Below are 21,454 nucleotides of genomic sequence, written 5' to 3'. Positions count from 1 at the left end.
TTAAGGGGTAGGCTGGTTGCTCTCCGCCTTGCGTCTCAGCCTGGCCTTGACGATGAAGCCCCAGCCGATGTTAAGCACGCACAGCGCGCCGAGCAGCAGCGCCAGCCAAATGTTATAGCTGATCGAGATGGAAGCTGCTGTGAGGAGTAGAATTGAAGAGCAGGCGAACCACAGTGACAGACCTTTACCCATATGTTCCAGCCTTCCTTTCTGCTTCAAATAGTGTACAAGTGAATCCCGGTGTGCCTCGCAGCATGCCGGGATTTTACGTATAGAATGCGTAAACAGGCTTTGGACTGTAACCGCTTTTGTTGTTGATTGTGCCTTATGCGGTCCCTGACGTCAAGAGGGTTGCCCAAGGCAGCCATTTCCTTCCTGGCTTCCGGGGCAACCCTCTCCATGGTGATCATCGTTTGCTAATCATGCTACAGCTTGACAGTTCCCGGATCAATGGCGAAGCGCTCATCCAGCTTCTCGCTGCTCAGCCAGCCGACATAAGTATTCAGCGGTTTATACTCATGGTCCATGACCAGGACAGCCACGAACGGGAATTGCTTACGGTGTAAATAACGGACATCTCCCCAGCGTACAATATAACCAGAGGGCAGCTCCTCCACCTCCGCGACAGCGTACGAGGTGAAGTACAAGAAGGCCTGTATATCCGGATGGGATTTGGAACGCTCGACAGCGGGGTGAGTGGAGCACACCGCATGCTTGAACCATTCCAGCCGTCCGCTGTTCAGCTGCCCCACATTGTAGCTGCCGTCCGGCTTGGCTTTGACCAGATTCCACCGCGTTGGCGAAATGGTTGGGATCACATAGTAACGGTCGCCGGCATTATGGTGAACATCCTTGTTCTTGATGTTACGGGTAATGCGGGCATGAACGAGGGTCCGCCAGATGTAGTACAAGACGATGCAGGCATACAAGGTGATGAACAGGGGAGCGGGCGGCACCAGTCCGCTGATCCAGAGAATAATCGCCGCTGCATGGCTGCCGAAGATAAACGGATCGAAAATATGGATGATGTTCCAGGCGATCCATTTCTCGGTGAACGGGCGTGCGGCCTGAGTCCCGTAGGTGTTGAACAGATCGGAGAATACATGGACGGCAACGCCGATGAAGCTCCAGAGTGCGATATGGCTTAAGGTCCTCAGGTCCGTGAAGCCGAACAACGGCCCGATGACCACGGTGATCAATGCCGGCCACAGCAGTAAGAAGGGCAGGGAATGGGTGATCCCCCTGTGATTGCGGATGTATACCGCGTTATCCTTCAGACGCAGGGCGGTATCGGCATCCGGTGCCTGAGAAGCCAGTACAGTAGCTACCATCACCGCTCCGGCAAGCGTTCCATTCGAAGCGACGAGCGGATCGACGAAGGACAGACCTGCAAGTCCAAGTCCCATAACAAAATGTGTGGCAGTATCCATTAGTCAGATCTCCTTTGTACGGAAGTTCTCTATTAATAACTACCCATTATTGGGCTAAGTTATTTAAGGACGGGAAAATAAATATCGTCACGTAATTGTCGAATTAATGAACATCTTGGTCAATGATTGTCAAAGTCTTTCCCAGTTTGCTATGATAAAGTTAATAGCGGAGTGTAAGAAGTTCCCTAGAAGGAGGAACCCGATACGTGGACAATCAATTGAGATATCAAGCTTCTTCTGATTCCGCATCAATGTCTGCCAAGTCTCCACCGGAAGGTGCAAGCTGGCGCGACTTTATTACCGTTACGAAGCCCGGCATTATCCGCTCCAATCTGATTGCGGCCTTCGCAGGCTACTGGGTGGCATCAGGCTGGGATGTACAGTATGGCCGTCTGATTCTGACTTTGCTCGGCACCATGCTGGTCATGGCTTCAGCCTGTGTCTTCAATAATTATTTTGACCGCGATTTGGATATGAAGATGGAACGGACCCGGGAACGCGGGCTGCCTACAGGCAGGCTGAAGCCGACAACAGTACTTATCTATGGCATTGGACTCGGCATTGCCGGGCTGGCCGTACTGTTCGCATTCTGCGGCGTGCTGGCCGGATTGTTCGGCATAGTCGGCATGTTCGTATATGTTGTAGTGTACACCCTGTGGCTCAAAAGAACCTCTACCTGGAGCACCTCGGTAGGTGCGATCTCGGGAGCCATGCCTCCTGTCATCGGCTATGTGGCTGTTACAGGAACAGTGGATCTCGGCGCCTGGCTGCTGTTTGCAATGCTCTTTCTGTGGCAGCCGCCCCATTTCTGGGCGCTTGGCATCCGCCGCAAGGAGGAATACCGGGCTGCAGGATTCCCGCTCCTTCCGGTTGTGAAGGGGACGCGCCGCACCAAATTCCAGATGATTCCTTATGTGGCGCTGCTGCTGCCGGTGCCGGTGCTGATGTATGCCTATGATTATGCAGGTATTTATTATCTGATTGTATCACTGGCCTTGTCGGTTGGCTGGCTCTACTTAACCCTCATCGGATTCAAGGCAAAGGATGATGAGGTCTGGGCGAAGAAAAGCTTCCTCTTCTCTATTAATTATCTGACGTTAAGTCTGATTGCCCTCGTGCTCAATACCATTCATGTGTAAGCATTCTTAGGATAGAGGGGGAAGGTGTCCTGTGCAGACCTTGAAACGTTACAAATGGACCTGGCTGTTGCTGCTGCTTGCAGTGATTATGGCGGTCTATCTGGCAGTCAAATCATTTGATTTCGGAGGTGAGAAGCTGCCGGTCATCGGTCAGGTACAGGACTTCTCCCTGGAGAATGTGGACGGGAAGCAGATCAGTCTGGCGGATACGGCCGGCAAGGCAAGGCTGGTCTATTTCTTCTTCACCGTCTGTCCCGATGTGTGTCCGATTACCACCTATATGCTGTCAGAGACGCAGGATATCCTGGTTAAGGATGGCAGCTTCGGCAAGGACGTTGAATTCGTCTCGATATCTTTCGATCCGAAGAATGATACCCGGGAAGCGATCAAGGCCTTCGCCGACAAGTTCCATGCCGATTACAGCGGGTGGTACTTCCTGCGCGGGGATCAGGAGCAGGTACGTAAGCTCGCAGCGGAATCCTTCAAGGTGTTGATCTACGGCACGAGCAAGGATGATTTCGCCCATGCGAACCTCATTGGTCTGGTGGATAAGAACAACCAGCTCCGGGGATTGTATGATGCCGGGGATACGGAGAATGTAACGCCGGAGTTCCTGGCGAGAACGGTGAAGAAGCTGGCCCGTGAATAGCATAGGCATGAAATAAACGAGGGTGTCCGTGGAGCAGTGGAGCTGCTGCACAAGGCACCCTCGTTTTGTGATGAATGGTTAAGAATATATATGCTTCATACGGTGAATTATCCTTCTATTCCCTGAGGATACGGCTGGGGGTAGATAATGTAGTCTTCAAGCCCTGCCTTCTCCAGCTGGGTGATGTTATATTCATCCGGAGTTCCTTCCACGCCTGCATAGCCCTTGCGGGTATACATATGAACGGCATCGGGAAAGGCGTCGCGCAGCACTGCGCGGATTTTTTTGCCTGAGCTGTCATTGTCCATGTACAAGTAGACTTCCCCGTCCCGGATGGTATTCCGCAGGGATTCCAGCTTCAGGGTATTCAGCGTACCGAAGGTGCACAGAATGTCGACCTCTGGTTCAAGCAGCCGCCTCAGTCTGCTGCGGTCATTCTTGCCTTCGACAATAATGGTGATGGACATATGCAATCAGCCCCCGGATCTTAGTTGTTATGACGATATTGTACCTAAGCTGCGCTATTTTTAACAGCCGGGCGGAACAATATGTATTCATTCCCCGGGAAATGTCGCATTCAGGCGGCAGGGCTGTTCCAGCCGGGAGCGTAGGAAGAGAGACGGCCGGATCTGCCCGGAGGCAGCAGCATAAGAGCTGTCATCAGAAGGACGAAGGCGATGAAGTACGGGGACACGTACTCCCTTAGCTGTCCGGCAGCGACGGGTCCGGCAAAGGCCCCGAGGGACATGGCAATGGATTGCAGCGAGAAGGTCCGGCCCAGCCGTCCTGCGCCGCCCAGGCTGATGAAGAGGGAGGCCATAGCGGGGAACAGCACGCCTTTGGCAGAGCCGAGCAGGAAGAGAACCACTCCCGCCGGGATGCTGCGGAAGGCAGCCAGGGTGAAGAAGCAGAGAGCCATTCCCAATAAAGCAGCGGCAATGCGGATGCCTGGCGAGATGCGGTTCAGGAAGAACAGGCAGAGGGTCGCCAGCGCCCCAAGGCTGAGCAGGGAGAGCAGAATTCCGGTGGAGACCATTCCGTCCTGTCCCTGTGACAGGGGAAGCTCGAAGAAGAGCACGCCCTGGGAGCAGGATACGAAGAAGGGCAGCAGATAATAACGCCTGGAGACAGAGGGTCGGTCAGCAGCGGCCGCCCCAGGCGGCAGATTCTCCTTCACCGGGAGTGCAGGCTTATGCAGGGCCAGGGCCGGATTATGCTTCGGCACGCTGAAGAAGGCCATCACACCGGTGAAGATCAGGAGCCAACCCAATGTACTGAACGTGCCGGAGTAACCGGCTTTGGCGACGATGAAGGCTCCGGCGGCAGGGGAGACGACCGAAGCCAGTGTGTGAATAATTCCGTTGCCTGACATGTATTTACCCTGAGTCGCAGGGTCAGACGAGAGCGACGCCAAGAGAGTCATACAGGCAGGGGAGAGGAACGCCAGGGCGAACCCGCTCGCTGCCCGCAGCAGGAGCAGATGCCAGGGCAGCTGGGCATGCGCCTGCAGAAGCAGGATCAGCCCCGCTACGGTAAGGGCGAATACGATATAGCGGCGGCTGCCGTTGCGGTCTACAAGTACACCGGCCAGCAGATTGCCCGGGAGGTGGGTCAGGGAATACATCCCCATCATCCAGCCGATGAAGGCCGGGCCCGCTCCCAGGGACATGGCAAAGGGTGTCAGGATAGGGTACTGGGCATGTAAATCGAAGAACGCCAGGAACATGAAGAGGTACAGCCACATTGCAGTTTTCACGGATAACACCTCCAGATTAGCGGCCAGCCGCTGATGACGGAACGGATTCCAGCAGAGGGAACAGCCTACTTGTACTTTACGTGCGGCAGCGGGGGCTTATACCATTTTCTTGGCCAGCCCCTGTATGCAGTTCTGCATTCCGGCAACCATGAATTATAAGGGTCATTCATGTATAATAATTAATATTAATGAAATGTCTGACGGGACAGCGTCCCGGAGTGGCGAAATTTGCGATTGGGGTGTTGTGAAATTGATGAATCCGGAAGTGTGGTCACAGTTTATCAGAGAGAATTGGCTTGTTATCGTTATTGCGTTTGTTCTGCTGTTCGCAGTCGTTAACATCGTTAAGACTATGCTGAAGTGGGCTATCGTCGTCGTTATTGTGGTAGGGTTGTTCATTTATAGCGGGGTAACCATGGATCAGATCGGTAATGCCGTTAACAAAGTGGCGGACGGGACGGTCAGTACGCTGAAGAATGAGGCGCAGGAGGTTATGCTCAAAGAAGCGCAGGAGGCGGTCTATACCTCTGGCGGTGACGGCACCTTCACCATCACTACTCCTAATCTGGAGGTGAAGGGCTCCGCCGCAGAGGACAAGGTGGAAGTGGTCTTCCGCGGAGTCAGCCTCGGGAAGTGGAGCGTTACGGATACAACCAAGACCTTCATCGACGAAGCCCGGAAGCAGGCGGGCAAGTAATAGTGCAGCGGGCTCAGGGTTACCTGCAGCAGCAGAAGGAGGAGTGATTCATTGAATAGCTGGATAGAAAGTCTTCGTGAAGCCAATATCATCTCCATTGTTCTGCTGTTGATAGTCCTCTTCTCTGCACTGCAGGGCTGGGGCCGGGGTTTTCGCAGAGCAGCCGGAGGGCTGTTCGGTATGCTCGGATCAGGAGTGCTTGCGGCAGCTTCGCTGGTGATGGCGATTCCCGCAGCCGTATACCTCTCGCCTGCTGCCGGGAACTGGGCTTCCGGCATTACTCCGCCGGAGGACAAGCTAAGCCAATGGCAGCAACTATATTATACCGGTGCCTCTGTACTGGCGAATTCACCGGTAGTGCGGTTTCTGCTGCTGCTCTTGCTGTGCTATACCTTGATTCGTCTGCTGCTGGGTCTGCTGTTCCTGCTGCTGCCGTTCCGCCTGCCGCGCCAGTCCGGGAGGGGTTCGGGGCGGATCACAGGCGCCAGCCGGCTGGTCGGGGCAGTGCTTGGCACCGCCGCAGGGCTTACCCGGGCCATGGTGCTGGTCTTTGTCCTGTTCATCAGTGTCGCCCTGAACCCGGACAGCGGCTTCAGCCGCTATGTGCAATCATCACCGGTCTACAGCCAGAGCGCGGAAGCGGTATTTGAGCCGCTGGCCGGTGAACAGGTCAGAGGCAAGCTCCCGGTGCTGACCAAGGCGGTAGCCGCCGAGATGAGTGACATTCTCCGTCGTAAATATGAGGTGATTGACCATGATATTTCGGCGGATATTGCCGGTGCAGCCGAAGAAATCGCCGGACAAGCAAGCGGCGATGAAGAGAAGGCCAGGCTACTCTATGACTGGGTAGGCTCGCGTATTGCCTATGACTATAACAAGGCGAAGAATTATGAAGAGAGTCGGATCTGGCACGAGCAGACCCCGCAGGATACGATGGATACGCGGCTTGGGGTATGCATAGATTACGCACGGCTCTATGCCATGATGGCCCGCTCGCAAGGTCTTCAGGTTCGGGTCGTCACCGGCAAAGGCTATGACGGTCAAGGCGGTTATGGCCCGCATGCCTGGAATGAGGTCTATATCAGCAGCAGCGCAGCCTGGATTCCGCTCGATTCCACCTGGGCCAGCAGCGGCAACTGGTTCAATCCGGGGGATTTCGACTCCACGCATATCAAGGAGAACATCCTCTGAGGAGGAAGCGGACGCTCTTGTATCTATGGTACAATAACAGCGGGCAAGTGGTAACGGCTGTGTCGTCCTTTCAAAGGACGGTACCGTTAGCTCTTGCCCTTGATCTGACGGATAAGCAGCACTGCAAACCATACAAGGAGAGGACTTGCTGTGAGATGGTTCGGTAAGCCGGGCTCCGGCCCGGGCAATGGAGAGACCCGCAACTACCAGAGCTTACGCATAAATCTGTTTTTTTTCGGCACTTTTTTAATTTTTGTGATCATTATGATCCGGCTTGCGGGACTGCAGTTTGTAGAGAGTCCCGAGCTTAGCGAGGTGGAGGCCAGCCGGGAGACCAAGGATGTTCCGCTTGCGGCGATCCGGGGGACTATTCACGCGGCGGGCGGGGAAGACATTGCCCATTCCACACCGATTCAGTCCTTATTCGTTACGTTAACCAAGGAATACACCGCGAAGGTCAAGAATAAGAACACCGGCTTATATGAACCCACCGCTGAAGCCAAGGCAAATACGAAGGCGCTGGTGGCGGGACTGACATCCGTTTTTGAACAGTATGGTGACCCTTCTGCGAAGAAGCTGCTTAAGGAGGATATCCTGCTGCTGCTTGATCTTGAATATAAGAAGTCACTGGGGTATGTCCCGCGCAAGATCAAGACCGGTCTTACGATGAAGGAAGTCGCCCATCTGATGGAGAACAGGCAGCGTTATCCCGGGGTGTCTGTTGTGGAGGAGAGTATCCGCCATTATGACAAGGACACGGTGGCCGTCCAAACGGTGGGCTATATGAAGCAATTCCGTTCTACAGAAACAGGATATAATTTATACAAAAATATCCGCAGCGCCATGAAACAAACGGGTGCAGATCCGGGGCTTAGCTACAGGGAAGATGAGTTCGTCGGCATCTATGGTCTTGAACAGCAATACCAGCGCGAGCTTAGAGGGAAGAACGGGTATCAGACGATCTCTGTCAATGCCCAGAATATGGCCGAAGAGGTTATCGCGTTGGTCCCGCCCGTCAAGGGCAACGATATCTGGATGACGATTAACAAGCAGGTGCAGATGAGAACAGAACAGGCGATTATGGATCAGCTCAACTGGCTGCACCGTAACCCTGTACAGGGAAAGCTTCATAAGGATGCGCTCACCGGCTATGCCGTTGCGATGGAAGTCGATACAGGCAATGTAGTGGCAATGGCGAATATGCCGGACTATGATACGAATGTCTGGAATGCCGAGAGGCTGCCGACAGAAGTGTGGGCCAAAATTGAGGACTATTATCAGAATGGGGCGATTACCGATATTTCTTCCGGTATCTCCGGCAACGGACTGAAGTCATTAATCTTCCTGGGTTCCACGATTAAGCCGTTAAGCGTCCTGATCGGTCTGGAAGAAGGCTTATTCACTACCGGTGATACTTACATGGATAAAGGGATTGGTTATTTCGGTAAAGATAACAGCTCCTCCGTGAGGAATTCTTCCGGCCATGTCCTGGGCCCGCTTAGTCCGGCGAAGGCGATTCAGGAATCCTCGAATGCTTTTATGGTAGAGTGGGTCGGTAATGCCCTGTACAAGAAGTATCCGGGAGAAGGCATTGCCATATGGGATAAATATATGAAGGCATTCGGGCTTGGGGTATCTACGCAAAGCGGGCTTCCCGGTGAAAGTCCCGGGGTTGCCGATTATCTTGATCCCAAGAAGGCAGGCTCTGCCCAAGCGGCGCTGGTCTATGCCTCCTTCGGCCAGAAGGGGAAATACACCGCACTGCAGCTTGCCCAGTATACGGCAACACTTGCGAATGAAGGCGTGCGGATTAAGCCCCAGCTCGTCAGTAAGATTACAGATCCCGAAGGCAAGATGGTTAAGCAATTTGGACGGGAAGTCCTGGACAGCATCACGTTTCACCCTTCTTACTGGAAGGAGATCAAGCGCGGGATGAATACTAAGGTTAAGGCGTTTGACGGATTCCCGTATGACTTCGCCCGCAAGACAGGAACCTCTGAGATGGAAGCCTTCGGGGCCATCCGTGACAACGGGGTATTCATTGCTTATGCTCCGCGTGAGCATCCTAAGCTTGCGGTGGCCGTGATTATTCCGGAAGGAGGCTTTGGAGCGAACAGTGCAGCACCGGTAGCCCGCCAGATCTTTGAAGCCTATGATCAGGAGTATGGACTGGATGGAGTCCCTAAGAAGAATGTGCCAGAGTCAAGGGTGGATTAAACGGTTTATTTTGATGTAGAGGAGTGAAAAGCTGTGGGTGTTTTCCGAAAGCAGGCCTCCCCCCCGGAAGAGAAGGACAGCAAGAGCTCGCTTGGCCTGCGGCTTAACGTGTTTTTCTTCAGCACGTTTGTCATTTTTTGTGTGATTATTATTCGTCTCGCAGTTATTCAATTCGTTGAGGGACCGACGCTTACCGAGGTGGAGACCAGCCGGGATACCAAAAGTGTCCCTCTCGCCTCCATCCGTGGAGGCATCCGCGCAGCCGCAGGCGAGCAAATTGCCTACTCTACCTCCGTTCAAACGCTGTATGTTACGCTTACGAAGGAATATACAGCCAAGGCGGTGGACAAGGAGACGGGGATCAGCTCGCTGAAGCCGGAGGCAAGAGCCAATGCGTATGCGCTGGCAAATAATCTGGTTGCGAAATTTGACGAATATGGCGACCCGAACGGCGAGAAGCTGACCGTTAATGAAGTGATTAATTCTCTGGATTTATATTTCAAGAAATATTCGGGCTATATGGCCCGCAAGATCAAATCCGGTCTGACCACCAAGGAAATCGCTTATTTCATGGAGCACAAAAGCGAATTCCCCGGCCTTGAGATCGTGGAAGAAGGTGTACGTCATTACGACAAGGATACCGTAGCCGTGCAGACGGTCGGGTATATCAAGCCCTTCAAATCCTCCAATACGCTCAACATCTACAAGAATATTCAGAGCGCCATGAAGAAGATCGGCGCAGATCCCGGCCTGAATTATAAAGACGATGAATTCGTTGGCTTCGACGGCCTGGAGCTGCAATATCAGCGGGAGCTGCGCGGCAAGAACGGCTATCAGGTCATCTCGGTGAATCCGCAGAACATGGCCGAGAAGGTGGAAGAGGTTGTGCCGCCTGTCAAGGGTAATGACATCTGGATGACCATTGACAAGAATGTTCAGCTTAAGACGGAGCAGGCCATCACCGAACAAATTAATTGGCTGCACCGCAACTCTGTACAGGGTAAGACTCATCCTGACGCCAAGACAGGCTACGCCGTGGCGATGGAGGTCGATACCGGCAATATTGTGGCCATGGCCAGTATGCCGGATTATGATACCAATGTCTGGACAGCGGAGAAGCTGGATTCAGATACATGGAACAAGATCATGGGCAATTACCAGAACGGGACGATCACCCCGTATTCTTCCGGCCTATCCGGTCATGGATTTGGTTCCACGGTACTGCTCGGTTCCACCATTAAGCCGCTGACGGTGCTGATTGGTCTGAATGAAGGCTTCTTCGGCATTAATTCTACGTACACTGACAAAGGAATTGCCTATTTCGGTAAGGATGATAAATCCTCTGTCCGAAATTCCTCGGGTCACGTATACGGCCGGATGGGTCCGGCTAAGGCGATTGAAGATTCCTCCAACGTGTTCATGGTGGATATGATCGGTAAGAAGCTTTATGAGCATTACAAGGGTGAGGGGATTAATATCTGGGATAAGTATATGAAGGAATTCGGCCTGGGCGTATCTACGCAGAGCGGTCTGCCTAATGAATACCTGGGACAGATCAACTACACAGATACTAAGGCAGCGGGCAGTGCGCAAGCCGCACTGGTCTATGCCTCCTTCGGACAGCAGGGCCGTTATACGGTGCTGCAGTTAGCCCAATATGCCTCTACGCTTGCTAATGAAGGGGTGCGGATCAAGCCGCAGCTTGTCAGCAAGATTACGGATTCATCGGGCAAGGTGGTCAAGAAGTTTGAGCGCGAGGTGCTGGATGAAGTGACGACCTTTGACAAGTCCTATTGGAGAGAGATTAAAAAGGGCATGAACAGTAAGGTCTCCGCATTCGCAGATTTCCCTTATGATTTTGCCCGTAAAACAGGGACCTCACAGCAGCTGGGAAAAGGGCAATTACGCGATAACGGGGTATTTATTGCCTTCGCCCCGCGTAATAATCCTAAGTTAGCGGTGGCTGTGGTCATTCCGGAAGGCGGATTCGGCTCCAACAGTGCCGCTCCGGTTGCGCGTAAAATTTTCGATGCTTATGATTGGGAGTACGGACTGGACGGTGTGCCTAAGAAAAGCCTGAAAACAGCGAACTCAAATGACGGCGCTGCTTCCGGTGACAGTTCCGATAATACTCCTGCAACAAACTGATGATATTATAATTGAGTAGGAGATGGATCTGCGTAATACCAAATATACGGTTGCCTTCAAACGAAAGAGCAACCAAGAATGGAGGGGTGGCAAATGACTGCCAAATACCGCCTGTTAGCATTGGATATGGATGGAACCCTACTGAACGACGAACAGAAGATTACCCCGCTTACCGTGGAATGGATCAAAAAAGCGATGGAAGCCGGCGTACATGTCTGCCTGTCTACCGGACGCTCCTCGCGCAGTGCGATGCCGTATGCTGAACAGCTTGGCCTGAACACTCCGATGATTATGGTCAACGGAAGTGAAGTCTGGCGTACGCCTCATGAGCTGTATCGCCGGTCCCTGATGGATGTTGAACTGGTCCGGGAGATGCACAAGATCGCTGAAGAATTCGATATCTGGTTCTGGGCCTACTCCGTAGATGAAGTGTACAACCGGGATAGCTGGGACGGGGAGATTGACAGCAGGGAATGGCTGAAATTCGGCTATTCCACCGAGGATAACGATATCCGTCATAAGCTGCTGATGCGCCTGCAGGAGCTGGGCGGGCTGGAGATCACCAACTCCTCGCCGTTCAACCTGGAGATTAATCCGCTTGGCGTCAATAAGGCTTCAGGCATACTTGAAGTATGCAAGTTGCTCGGCATTAACATGTCCCAGGTTGTTGCCGTAGGCGACAGCCTCAACGATCTGGCGGCTATCCAACAGTCCGGCTTCGGAGTGGCCATGGGTAACGCCCAGGAAGCTGTCAAGCAGGAAGCGGATGCGGTAGTAGCTACGAATAACGAAGACGGGATCGCGGAAGTGATCCGGAAGTACATCCTGACAGAGGCCGGAACCCCGGCCGGACGCATATCCAAGCGAGCTTAAGATTAAGGAGTTGAGGGAATTGACAATTCTGGGCTGGATTCTGATCATTTCTTTGTTCGCAATCGGGCTGGCGGGGGCGGTATATCCGATCCTGCCGGGGGCGCTTGCGATTTATCTGGCCTTCTTCGTATATGGCTGGTTTTTCTCCTTCGACTCCTTCGGTCCCTGGTTCTGGATTGCCCAGACCCTGATCGTTGTCGTTCTGTTCGTTGCCGACTACGTGGTCGGGGCCTGGGGCGTCAAGAAGTTCGGCGGCTCCCGCGCCTCCGTGATCGGCAGCACCATCGGTCTGATTGTCGGCCCGTTTCTGATTCCGGCGTTCGGCCTGCTGATCGGCCCGTTCCTGGGTGCTTTCATCGGCGAGCTGATTGCTGGCGAGAAGGCAGGTAAAGCGGTTAAGGTCAGCTTCGGCGCTCTGCTCGGGCTGTTCAGCAGCACAGTCGTCAAGATTATTCTGCAGATTGTGATGATCGTCCTCTTCTTTATCTGGATCGGACGTTACTAAATTTATTGTGAAGAAGGCGAAAACGTTTGTCCACCAAGAAAGAATCCTTTGTCAAAGGCACACTAATTCTGGCGGCAGCCGCACTGGTGGCCCGTGTTCTCGGGCTTGCCCAGCGGGTGCCGCTGGAGCATTTATTCAATGAAGTCGGTAACGCTGCGTTTACACAAGCCAACAACGTGTATCTGCTGCTGCTGCCGCTGGCGACAGCGGGAATTCCCAGTACACTTAGTAAAATGGTGTCCGAGCGCTATGCGCTGAACCGCCCGCAGGAAGCACAGCAGGTGTACCGGGCGGCGCTGATTTTTGCGGCTGTGGTTGGTGTGCTTATGAGTGTGGCGCTCTACATAGCTGCTCCTTATTATGCGGAATCCAGCAAGGTTCCCGAGAGTACCTTGGCCATACGGGCGATTGCCCCGGCGCTGCTGCTATTCCCCGCGATCGCGATGATGCGCGGGTATTTCCAGGGGCGTAACAATATGATGGCCGGCGGCATCTCACAGATTGTCGAGCAGATTGCCCGGGTATCCACGGCCATTCTGCTTGCATTCATTCTGCTGCGCCAGGGTTACAGCAACACCTGGATGGCAGCAGGCGCTTCCTTCGGGAGTGTGCTCGGCAGTATCGGCGCCTTCGGTGTGATGCTGTATTATGCCATGAAGCTGCGCCGCAGCGAGGAGAAGGTTGCATTATATGAATCGAGTGAGGCCCGTATCCCGCTGCTGAAGATTTACAAGGATATTTTTAAGCTGTCCATACCCATTGTATTGTCTTCCGTTACGGTGCCTGTAGTGAACTTCATTGATACTACCTTTATTGTTCCGCTGCTTAGCGGACAAATCGGCTTGAAGGAAGCTACGTGGACGCTGGGGATCTTCGGCAGCCGGGCACAGAGTGTGGCCGGGATTCCTCCGGTCTTGTCGATCGCTCTCAGTGCATCGCTGATTCCGATTATATCTGCCGCCTTCGCCCGCAAAGATGAACAGCACCTGCAGCGTCAGGTCACACTCGCCATGCGGGTATCCATTCTGACCGGCACACCGGTTGTGCTCTCACTGGTCGTGGCTGCTTATTCTGTGAATGGCCTCTTGTTCAAAACACTCGATGGAAGCGGCATTGTGGCGATGCTGACGCTGGGTACCATTTTCCAGATTACGATGATGACTACCAACTCGATCCTGCTTGGAATGGGCAAATCGCGCATATCGATGTATTATGTACTTGTTGGTATCCTCGTGAAGTTTGGTTCTAACTTCTTGTTCAGCCAGTGGTTCGGCATCTACGGCATTATCGGCTCTACGGCATTGTGCTTCATTGTCATTACACTGCTGAATCTGCGGATGCTCAAAAAAATCGTACCCTTCTCCATTCTCGGCAAACGCTGGGGAGGCTTCTCCATTGCGGTTCTGGCCTCGGCCGGCATCGGCTATGGTCTGAATGAAGCAGGCCTGTTGATGACTGATCTGATGCCGGCCCGTCTGGCCTTCCTGATCACCTGTCTGGTGGTTGGAGCGGCAGTCGTGATTGTGTATCTGGTTCTCCTGATCATTCTGGGTGTACTCAGCAGCCAGGAGATTGCCGGTTATCCCCGTCCGCTGCGCAAGCTGCTGGGTCCTTTAATGAAATTGCAGCCGGCCCGTGTACGTTCCGGTGAATAATGATATGACTATTGTCTTGATTTGTCATTATTGTTTGACTTATTCCGTACATTTTGCTTCACTTAAAGAGCAAGCTTCTTGTGTAATTTTCTGATAGAAGGGAATGGTCAATAAATGGACAAAATCAGCTCGCCTGCCCAGTTCCAGGTGGCAATTCAGTCTCCGCGCCTGACGGTGGCAGTCTTCAAGGCAGATTGGTGTGTGGATTGCAAATTCATTGATCCGTTCATGCCGGATGTGGAACAGAAATATGCAGAGCGTCTTACCCTGGTCGAAGTGGATGTTGATGCCGTAGGCGATGTCAGCCAGGAACAGAATATACTGGGCATTCCAAGCTTTGTCGCGTACACCGATGGACGGGAACTGGTCCGGTTTGTGAACAAGCTCCGGAAGTCCCGGGAGGAAATCGAGAAGTTTCTTGATACGGCGCTGGACGTTTATCTCAGCATTCACAAGTAATTCCGCAGCACCGCTTTCGCCCTATCCGAGCAGAAGCGGTGCTTTTTTTCTAATCATATAAGCATTTATATGTTTCATACTCATTCCTATACAATACGGGTGATACTATTGACGACACTTCAATTAAAATGGCTCAGCTATCTGACCTGTCTCATTATGTTCATGGCGCTGTTTGGCGGGGTTGTGGTGACGAAGACCGGCTCGGGACTGGAATGCGGAAATCAGTGGCCGCTGTGCCACGGGAAGCTGATTCCGGCTTACACCATCGGCTCTCTGATTGAATATACCCACCGCTTGTTCAGCGGCCTGGCTGGCCTGCTGTCCCTGGCTTCGATGGTTGCCTTCTGGCGTTATGCCAGGCACCGCAGAGATCTGCTGGCCTATGCCCTGCTGACCCTGATCTTCGTCATCGTTCAAGGCGGGATGGGAGCGCTTGCAGTAGTGAAGTCGCAGTCGGCTGCGGTCATGGCCCTGCATATGGGCTTCTCACTGATTGCCTTTGCCGGTTCGCTGATGCTGGCGCTTGGGACCAGACGGACATTCGCTCCAGGAGCGGAATTCAGCACAGGAAGTCCCAAAGTCCACCCAGCCTTCCGCAACTTAACCTGGGTTACTGCAGTATATTCTTATATCGTTGTCTACATTGGAGCCTACGTAAGCCATACCAGCTCCCAGGGCGGGTGCTCCGGCTGGCCGCTGTGTAACGGGCAATGGATTCCGGAGATAAGCGGCGGAGTAGGGATCGTATTCATGCACCGGATGGCGGCGGCAATTCTGTTCCTGCTGACGGCTATACTTGGGCATCTGGCCTTCTGGAAGCATAAGGAGCTGCCGGAGCTGAGGGCTCTGGGAGTAGCGGCAGTTCTGTTATGCCTGATGCAGGTATTCAGCGGAGCCGCAGTGGTATACACATTAAATAATGAAAGATTGTACATATTTGCTGCGTTGTCTCATATCGTGCTGATCTCCGGACTCTTTGGGGTTCTGTGCTACATGAGTGTAAGGGTCTGGCAGTTAAGCGGAGCCGGCAGGGGCAGCAAGTGATAAGGTAACGGCAACGGTGGACGGGATAAGCATAAGGTCCTGTTTGAGGAGGAACACTATAGTGCGATACGGTAATTTACGACAATGGATTGAGCAGCTCCGCAGGGATAAGGATCTGGCAGTGATAGATACCCCTGTTGATCCTTATCTGGAGCTTGCCGAAATTCACCGCCGGGTGGTGGAGGAGGAAGGCCCGGCACTGCTGTTCACGAACGTGCAAGGAACACCGTTCCCGGTCGCTACGAACCTGTTCGGTACAGTTCAGCGCGTCAACAAGGCCTTTGGGACAAGACCGGAGCAGCTGCTGAAGTCGCTGACAACGGCGATCGATCAGCTGATTCCGCCTTCAGGCGCCGGCATATGGCGGGAGAAGACGGTGCTGCTGGAGCTGCTGAGGGCAGGAACCAAGAATATACCGCAAGGAGAGGCTCCGGTACTCGGCGTCTGCAGCAGCAGTGATCCGCTGAAGGAGCTGCCCCGGATTACGGCCTGGCCTAAGGACGGCGGGGCGTTCATCACGCTTCCTCTGGTCTATACGGAGAATATCACCAACCCCAAAGATCATAATCTCGGACTGTACCGGATTCAGATGTATGACGACAGCACCACAGGCATCCACTGGCAGATTCACAAGGGCGGCGGCTTCCATCACTCGCAGGCAGAGCTTCTCGGCGAGACCCTGCCGGTGTCTGTCTTCATCGGCGGGCCGCCGGCCCTGATTGCAGCGGCAGTGGCACCGGTGCCGGAACGGATTCCGGAGCTGATGCTGGCTTCGCTGATGCTGGGCGGCAAGCTTCCCATGGTGCAGGACCCCTTGGGCGGGCACTGGATTCCGGCTGAGGCGGAATTCTCCATCCGGGGACGCGTGTCTCCGCTGGAGCGGAGAGCGGAAGGGCCTTACGGCAGCCAGTCCGGCTACTATTCCATGCAGCATGATTTCCCGGTCATGCATGTTCAGCGCATGTGGCACCGCAAGGACGCCATCTACCCGGCGACCATCACCGGCAAGCCGCGCCAGGAGGATTATTATCTGAAGGATTATTTGCAGCGGCTGCTCGCTCCAGCCTATCCTATGCTGATTCCTTCGGTCAAAGCGCTCTGGTCCTACTCCGAATCCGGTTCGCACTCATTGACCTCAGCGGTCGTTAGGGAGAGCTATCCCCGTGAGTATATGGTGTCAGCGTTTCGGATTCTGGGGGAAGGCCAGCTCTCCTTAACCAAATTCCTCTTGCTGACAAATGTACAGGTGGAGCTTACCGATTTCCCCAAGCTACTGGAAACGGTGCTTGAGCGCTTCAACCCCCAGTCGGATCTGACCATCTTTGCCAATACCTCCATGGATACACTGGATTATACCGGACGTAAGCTGAATCATGGCAGTAAGGCGGTGATGGCGGGCATCGGCAGCCCGGTCCGTCAGTTGCCAAGGACTTATACAGAGGGTCTGCTTCCATCAATCACCGCCGCTGTGCCTTATTGCGGAGGATGTTTAGCCGTTTCCGGTGCATCCTATGAAGAGGACCCGGAACTGCCGGAGCGGCTGGTGGCTGCCTTCAAGGAGAGGGAGACCGCCTGGCCGCTGATTGTGCTGGTGGATCAGGCGGAAGAGGCGGTAAGCACGCAGACCTCCTTCCTGTGGACCGTATTTACCCGCTTCAATCCGGCGGATGATATTTATTCAGCGGCTGGGGTACACAGGGGCAGTGTCAGCTATACGCTGCCAATCATTATAGATGCCCGGATGAAGCCGGGATACCCGGAGGAGCTGGCTCCGAGCGAGGACATTGCGAAGCGGGTAGGCCTTAACTGGAACCGTTATTTTCCTCTAGCGTAGAAGTGAATTTTAAGGGGGGGGCAAAATATGCTGCGGACGTTACTTGGAGAGCCGCCACGTGTGAACAGCGGTGTGCTGGCTGAAGCTATGGAGTCCATGGCGAAGGCAGCCTCCATGCTGCGCAAGGAGATGGCGGCACATGAAGACCATGACCATGAATACCGCAAGCTGGAAATTTGGACACGCGGCCTGATCTCCTCTCTGGATGAGCTGGAGCAGAGCTGGTTCGCAGCAGCCTTTTTCCGGAAGTCAGTGATAGCCGGTTATATGGACGACATGTCGTCCACAGAGCAGGGGGAGTACGCCAGATATGTGTATTTCTACAAGGATGGCTTCATCCGTGTCTTCTCGCTGCTGGACAAGCTGGGCACGGTGCTGAATAATCTGTACAATCTCAATACAGGCAAGGTGAAGACGCATTTCTCTTATTTCACGGTGCTGAGGCAATTTCAACTGCTTCACCCGCATCATCCGCTGGCGGAGAAGCTGGAGCGAATCAGGAATTCCTACCGGGAGCCGGTGGAGAATCTGCGCAAGCGGCGCAACGCTGAGATCCATTACATGAACGCGGAGATGACCGACGACCTCTGGCAGCGTCACCAGGGATTGCATGACAAGATTCGTCTGGAGGATCTCGACAGCCACCTGGAGGATTTGAAGCAGAGCCTGGAGATGGTATGCCAATCACTGGCCGCCGCATACAGCTACGGGAATGAACAATGGCACAAGAACAAAGCGGCCCCAAGCCCGAAATCCGGACAAGCCCGTCCGTAAAAACTTACCTTTGACAAAAATCTCGAAACTGAATTATACTTAGGCATACATTAACTTCTGACAGGATACGGAATCTATAACTTCATACTATGATCTTATCGAGAGCGGCGGAGGGATAGGCCCGATGAAGCCCGGCAACCGGTTTGAATACAGCCTTACGCTGCATCCAAATGTCATGGTGCTAATTCCTACAATGCCGCCGGATTCGGGGGTTTTGGCAGATGAGAAGGCATTGTCATTATACACACAGGGCCTCTTGCGATCTGCATGGATCGTAGGGGGTCTTTTTTGCAATGATGGAAGCTAGAACAGAAGGGGGACGCAGCGGTTGATAGAATTGAAGGATATAACCAAGGTGTATGGCAAAGGCAATAAGCAGGCAACTGCACTCTCTGCGCTGAGCCTGTCGATTAAGAAGGGGGAAATCTTCGGGGTGATCGGTCACTCCGGGGCCGGCAAAAGCACGCTGATCCGCTGCATTAATCTGCTGGAACGTCCGACTGCGGGCGAGGTGTGGGTGGACGGTGTCGAGCTGACAGCGCTCAGCCAGGGACAGCTGCAGGAGCAGCGGCGTAAGATCGGAATGATTTTTCAGCATTTCAATCTGCTCTCATCGGCTACAGTCTATGATAATATCGCGTTTCCGCTGCGGCTGATCGGAGCCGGAAGGAACGAGATTGAACAAAAGGTTAAGGAACTGCTCGCCCTGGTCGGATTGGAGGAGCATTGGAATAAGTACCCGGCTCAGCTATCCGGCGGACAGAAGCAGCGTGTCGGAATCGCCCGGGCGCTGGCAAGTGATCCGGATGTTCTGTTATGCGATGAGGCGACCTCGGCGCTTGATCCGCAGACCACAGACTCCATTCTGCGTCTGCTGATGGATATCAACAGCAGATTCCATCTGACCATCGTGCTGATTACCCATGAAATGCATGTGATTCAGAGCATCTGCGACCGTGTTGCCGTGATCCATGGCGGCGGTATTGTGGAGCAGGGTGAAGTGGCCGAGGTCTTTCTGAAGCCGAAGCATGAGGTGACCAAAGAATTCATCCGCAGTGAGACCCAGTCGGACGGACCGCTCCGGCAAGCGATTGATGCTGTGCAGCCAGGTTACACGAAGTCGGTCAAAATCACTTTTCTGGGGCAAAAGACTTACGGGTCGACGCTCTCACAGGTGGTTCAGGGAACCGGGGTTCACTTCGCCATTCTCCATGGCACCATCTCTACAATCAAGGATGTTCCTTACGGCCAGCTGATCGTCCGGTTCGAAGGACCTGAGGGTGCGGTTGAAGCCACGCTCACTGAGCTCATAGCGCAAGGTCTTGATGTGGAGGTGATTTTGTAATGGACTTTAGCACAATCAATTGGGAAGAAATGCTGGAAGCTACGATTGCTACACTCAAAATGATCGCTATTTCAGGAATATTTACAATAATCCTTGGTTTACCGCTAGGAATTGTGTTATATTTATGGGGCAAGTCAAATAACGTTATTATCAGGGTGGTTTACTCGGTATTATCCTTCGTTGTGAATATCCTGCGTTCGGTTCCTTTTATCATTCTGATGGTTGCCCTGATTCCGTTCAGCAAGGCCATTATGGGCACTTCGATTGGTGTGCTTGGAACGATTCCGGCACTGGTGATCGGCGCGGCGCCATTCTTCGCCAGACTGGTGGAGACGGCACTGCGGGAGGTTGACCGGGGAATTATTGAAGCGGCGCAGGGCATGGGAGCGTCCACCGGGCAGATCGTTATGCGCGTGCTGCTGCCGGAGGCTCGTCCGGGTCTGCTTGCCGGTGTAACCATTACTGTTGTGACCCTTGTCTCGTATACCGCAATGTCCGGAATGATCGGCGGCGGCGGACTGGGTGACCTGGCGATCCGCTACGGATATTACCGCTATGAGAAGGAAGTCATGCTTATCTCGGTAGCGCTAATGGTGATTCTGGTGCAGCTGCTGCAAATGGCCGGTGACCGGCTGGTAAGACATTTTACACGGAAATAAGGTACGTCCACATATAGCCTTATTCAATAAACCATATGGATTAGAGGGGGATTTACAGATGAAAAAAGTACTGCTTACATTCTTCAGCCTGACCTTGATATTGGTGCTTGCCGCTTGCGGAAACAACAAGGCGAATAACACCACGAATTCTGCTGCGACAACGGCACCTACAGAAGCGGCTGCTGCAGAGCCGACTACAGAGCCTGCTGCGGACCCGGTAACCCTGGTGATTGGTGCTTCTCCTGTACCGCATGCGGAGATCCTCAAAGCAATTGCCCCACTGCTTGAAGCCCAAGGCATTAAGCTGGAGATCAAAGAATTCACAGATTATATTCTTCCCAATACACAGCTTGCCGAGAAGCAGCTCGATGCGAACTTCTTCCAGCACAAGCCTTACCTGGATGATCAGAACACCAAGAACGGCACAGATCTCGTATCTGTAACTGCTGTTCATGTAGAGCCATTTGGCGCCTATTCCAAAAAGATCAAATCGATCGATGAATTGGCAGAAGGTGCGAAGGTTGCGATTCCGAATGATGCAACGAACGGAGGCCGTGCCTTGATTCTGCTGGCGAAGAACGGTCTGATCAAGCTGAAGGATGACACCAATATTGCTTCCACCAAAGCGGATATCACCGAGAACCCTAAGAAGCTTGACATCATTGAGCTGGATGCAGCCATGCTGCCCCGTCAGCTGGATGAAGTGGACCTGGCGCTGATCAACACCAACTTCGCACTGGATGCCAAGCTGTCTCCTACGAAGGATGCGTTGTTCATCGAAGGCGGAGATTCCCCGTATGCTAACCTGCTGGTAGCCCGTCCTGACAATAAGGATTCCGATGCCATTCAGAAGCTGGCAGCAGCGCTGACTTCCCCGGAAGCGAAGGAATTCATCGAAAAGCAATATGACGGAGCAATTATTCCGGCATTCTAAGCTTAAACCTATGGAAGCTGAATCATCTAATGAGACCAGAAGAAGCCCGTAGTCAGAAATGGCTGGCGGAGCGGCTTCTGGTCTTCTTTGAATAGTCGGGTGGTTGATCCTGCAGACGAAATCCTCTATAATAAAAAAAATCCCG

20 protein-coding genes and 1 riboswitch are annotated in these 21,454 nt (G+C 53.5%); of the genes, 16 read left to right on the top strand and 4 right to left on the bottom strand.

From position 1 onward, the window contains the following. Together MKY86_RS25405 and MKY86_RS25400 are read right to left on the bottom strand one after the other, a co-directional pair. The gene (locus tag MKY86_RS25405) at window positions 1-192 is read right to left on the bottom strand and encodes a hypothetical protein (RefSeq protein WP_036701722.1); all 192 of its coding nucleotides are present in this window, start codon (window positions 190-192) and stop codon (window positions 1-3) included. Between the two features lie 233 nt (window positions 193-425). After that, window positions 426-1,430 carry a metal-dependent hydrolase gene (locus MKY86_RS25400; protein ID WP_076081563.1) on the bottom strand — a complete coding sequence of 335 codons (1,005 nt, stop codon included), beginning with the start codon at window positions 1,428-1,430 and terminating at the stop codon, window positions 426-428. A 206-nt stretch (window positions 1,431-1,636) separates the two neighbouring features. On the opposite strand from MKY86_RS25400, the gene cyoE reads away from it, so the two are divergent. Continuing rightward, entirely contained in the window at window positions 1,637-2,569 is a 933-nt protein-coding gene (cyoE, locus tag MKY86_RS25395; RefSeq protein ID WP_076081577.1) for a heme o synthase, read from the top strand. Between the two features lie 31 nt (window positions 2,570-2,600). Next, entirely contained in the window at window positions 2,601-3,218 is a 618-nt protein-coding gene (locus MKY86_RS25390) for an SCO family protein (protein ID WP_143803800.1), read from the top strand. A gap of 107 nt (window positions 3,219-3,325) precedes the next feature. On the opposite strand, the gene MKY86_RS25385 is transcribed toward MKY86_RS25390, so the two are convergent. Together MKY86_RS25385 and MKY86_RS25380 are read right to left on the bottom strand one after the other, a co-directional pair. After that, entirely contained in the window at window positions 3,326-3,685 is a 360-nt protein-coding gene (locus MKY86_RS25385) for a DNA primase (protein ID WP_076081579.1), read from the bottom strand. Window positions 3,686-3,795: 110 nt separating this feature from the next. Beyond that, window positions 3,796-4,974, bottom strand: coding sequence for an MFS transporter (locus MKY86_RS25380; protein WP_076081581.1), 1,179 nt, complete (start codon window positions 4,972-4,974; stop codon window positions 3,796-3,798). Window positions 4,975-5,227: 253 nt separating this feature from the next. Between MKY86_RS25380 and MKY86_RS25375 the strand changes: the two genes are divergently transcribed. The 14 genes from MKY86_RS25375 to MKY86_RS25310 all read left to right on the top strand — a co-directional run bounded on the left by MKY86_RS25375 (window position 5,228) and on the right by MKY86_RS25310 (window position 21,309). After that, window positions 5,228-5,671: a hypothetical protein gene (locus tag MKY86_RS25375; protein WP_076081583.1), complete on the top strand. Its 444-nt coding sequence runs from the start codon at window positions 5,228-5,230 to the stop codon at window positions 5,669-5,671. Window positions 5,672-5,722: 51 nt separating this feature from the next. Beyond that, complete coding sequence (locus tag MKY86_RS25370; protein ID WP_076081585.1) at window positions 5,723-6,862, top strand: transglutaminase domain-containing protein; 1,140 nt, start codon at window positions 5,723-5,725, stop codon at window positions 6,860-6,862. Window positions 6,863-7,012: 150 nt separating this feature from the next. Further along, entirely contained in the window at window positions 7,013-9,079 is a 2,067-nt protein-coding gene (locus MKY86_RS25365; RefSeq protein WP_076081587.1) for a peptidoglycan D,D-transpeptidase FtsI family protein, read from the top strand. A gap of 33 nt (window positions 9,080-9,112) precedes the next feature. After that, on the top strand, window positions 9,113-11,227 hold the full coding sequence (locus MKY86_RS25360) for a peptidoglycan D,D-transpeptidase FtsI family protein (RefSeq protein ID WP_076081589.1): 2,115 nt from the start codon (window positions 9,113-9,115) through the stop codon (window positions 11,225-11,227). Between the two features lie 93 nt (window positions 11,228-11,320). Then, window positions 11,321-12,100, top strand: a complete 780-nt coding sequence (locus MKY86_RS25355; protein ID WP_076081591.1) for a Cof-type HAD-IIB family hydrolase — start codon at window positions 11,321-11,323, stop codon at window positions 12,098-12,100. A 19-nt stretch (window positions 12,101-12,119) separates the two neighbouring features. Continuing rightward, the gene (locus tag MKY86_RS25350; RefSeq protein ID WP_076081593.1) at window positions 12,120-12,605 is read left to right on the top strand and encodes a DUF456 domain-containing protein; all 486 of its coding nucleotides are present in this window, start codon (window positions 12,120-12,122) and stop codon (window positions 12,603-12,605) included. Between the two features lie 26 nt (window positions 12,606-12,631). Beyond that, window positions 12,632-14,260: a putative polysaccharide biosynthesis protein gene (locus MKY86_RS25345; RefSeq protein WP_076081595.1), complete on the top strand. Its 1,629-nt coding sequence runs from the start codon at window positions 12,632-12,634 to the stop codon at window positions 14,258-14,260. 114 nt (window positions 14,261-14,374) lie between these two features. After that, complete coding sequence (locus MKY86_RS25340; protein WP_036722030.1) at window positions 14,375-14,719, top strand: thioredoxin family protein; 345 nt, start codon at window positions 14,375-14,377, stop codon at window positions 14,717-14,719. 108 nt (window positions 14,720-14,827) lie between these two features. Next, window positions 14,828-15,763, top strand: coding sequence for a COX15/CtaA family protein (locus MKY86_RS25335; protein WP_143803801.1), 936 nt, complete (start codon window positions 14,828-14,830; stop codon window positions 15,761-15,763). 61 nt (window positions 15,764-15,824) lie between these two features. Then, complete coding sequence (locus MKY86_RS25330; RefSeq protein ID WP_076081599.1) at window positions 15,825-17,597, top strand: UbiD family decarboxylase; 1,773 nt, start codon at window positions 15,825-15,827, stop codon at window positions 17,595-17,597. A 27-nt stretch (window positions 17,598-17,624) separates the two neighbouring features. Then, window positions 17,625-18,371, top strand: a complete 747-nt coding sequence (locus tag MKY86_RS25325) for a Cthe_2314 family HEPN domain-containing protein (protein ID WP_076081601.1) — start codon at window positions 17,625-17,627, stop codon at window positions 18,369-18,371. Between the two features lie 92 nt (window positions 18,372-18,463). Further along, window positions 18,464-18,599, top strand: a riboswitch (SAM riboswitch). Between the two features lie 100 nt (window positions 18,600-18,699). Beyond that, window positions 18,700-19,716, top strand: coding sequence for a methionine ABC transporter ATP-binding protein (locus MKY86_RS25320; RefSeq protein ID WP_076081603.1), 1,017 nt, complete (start codon window positions 18,700-18,702; stop codon window positions 19,714-19,716). Next, window positions 19,716-20,375, top strand: coding sequence for a methionine ABC transporter permease (locus MKY86_RS25315; RefSeq protein ID WP_036722016.1), 660 nt, complete (start codon window positions 19,716-19,718; stop codon window positions 20,373-20,375). The genes MKY86_RS25320 and MKY86_RS25315 overlap by 1 nt, the downstream gene beginning before the upstream one ends. A gap of 58 nt (window positions 20,376-20,433) precedes the next feature. Next, window positions 20,434-21,309: a MetQ/NlpA family ABC transporter substrate-binding protein gene (locus MKY86_RS25310; RefSeq protein ID WP_036722014.1), complete on the top strand. Its 876-nt coding sequence runs from the start codon at window positions 20,434-20,436 to the stop codon at window positions 21,307-21,309. Window positions 21,310-21,454 lie beyond the last annotated feature (145 nt).

The sequence above is a fragment of the Paenibacillus sp. FSL R7-0333 genome (assembly GCF_038000365.1).
Classification (GTDB): Bacteria; Bacillota; Bacilli; order Paenibacillales; family Paenibacillaceae; genus Paenibacillus_AQ; species Paenibacillus_AQ silagei.
Note: the sequence above shows the minus strand (reverse complement) of the source record. Positions and strands in the feature narration are given on the sequence as shown.

What these genes read in the sequence shown, in the direction of transcription:
- MKY86_RS25405 (WP_036701722.1), bottom strand. Translation starts at nt 192, where the DNA reads ATGGGTAAAGGTCTGTCACTGTGGTTCGCCTGCTCTTCAATTCTACTC.
- MKY86_RS25400 (WP_076081563.1), bottom strand. Translation starts at nt 1,430, where the DNA reads ATGGATACTGCCACACATTTTGTTATGGGACTTGGACTTGCAGGTCTG.
- MKY86_RS25385 (WP_076081579.1), bottom strand. Translation starts at nt 3,685, where the DNA reads ATGTCCATCACCATTATTGTCGAAGGCAAGAATGACCGCAGCAGACTG.
- MKY86_RS25375 (WP_076081583.1), top strand. Translation starts at nt 5,228, where the DNA reads ATGAATCCGGAAGTGTGGTCACAGTTTATCAGAGAGAATTGGCTTGTT.
- MKY86_RS25355 (WP_076081591.1), top strand. Translation starts at nt 11,321, where the DNA reads ATGACTGCCAAATACCGCCTGTTAGCATTGGATATGGATGGAACCCTA.
- MKY86_RS25340 (WP_036722030.1), top strand. Translation starts at nt 14,375, where the DNA reads ATGGACAAAATCAGCTCGCCTGCCCAGTTCCAGGTGGCAATTCAGTCT.
- MKY86_RS25325 (WP_076081601.1), top strand. Translation starts at nt 17,625, where the DNA reads ATGCTGCGGACGTTACTTGGAGAGCCGCCACGTGTGAACAGCGGTGTG.
- MKY86_RS25315 (WP_036722016.1), top strand. Translation starts at nt 19,716, where the DNA reads ATGGACTTTAGCACAATCAATTGGGAAGAAATGCTGGAAGCTACGATT.
- MKY86_RS25310 (WP_036722014.1), top strand. Translation starts at nt 20,434, where the DNA reads ATGAAAAAAGTACTGCTTACATTCTTCAGCCTGACCTTGATATTGGTG.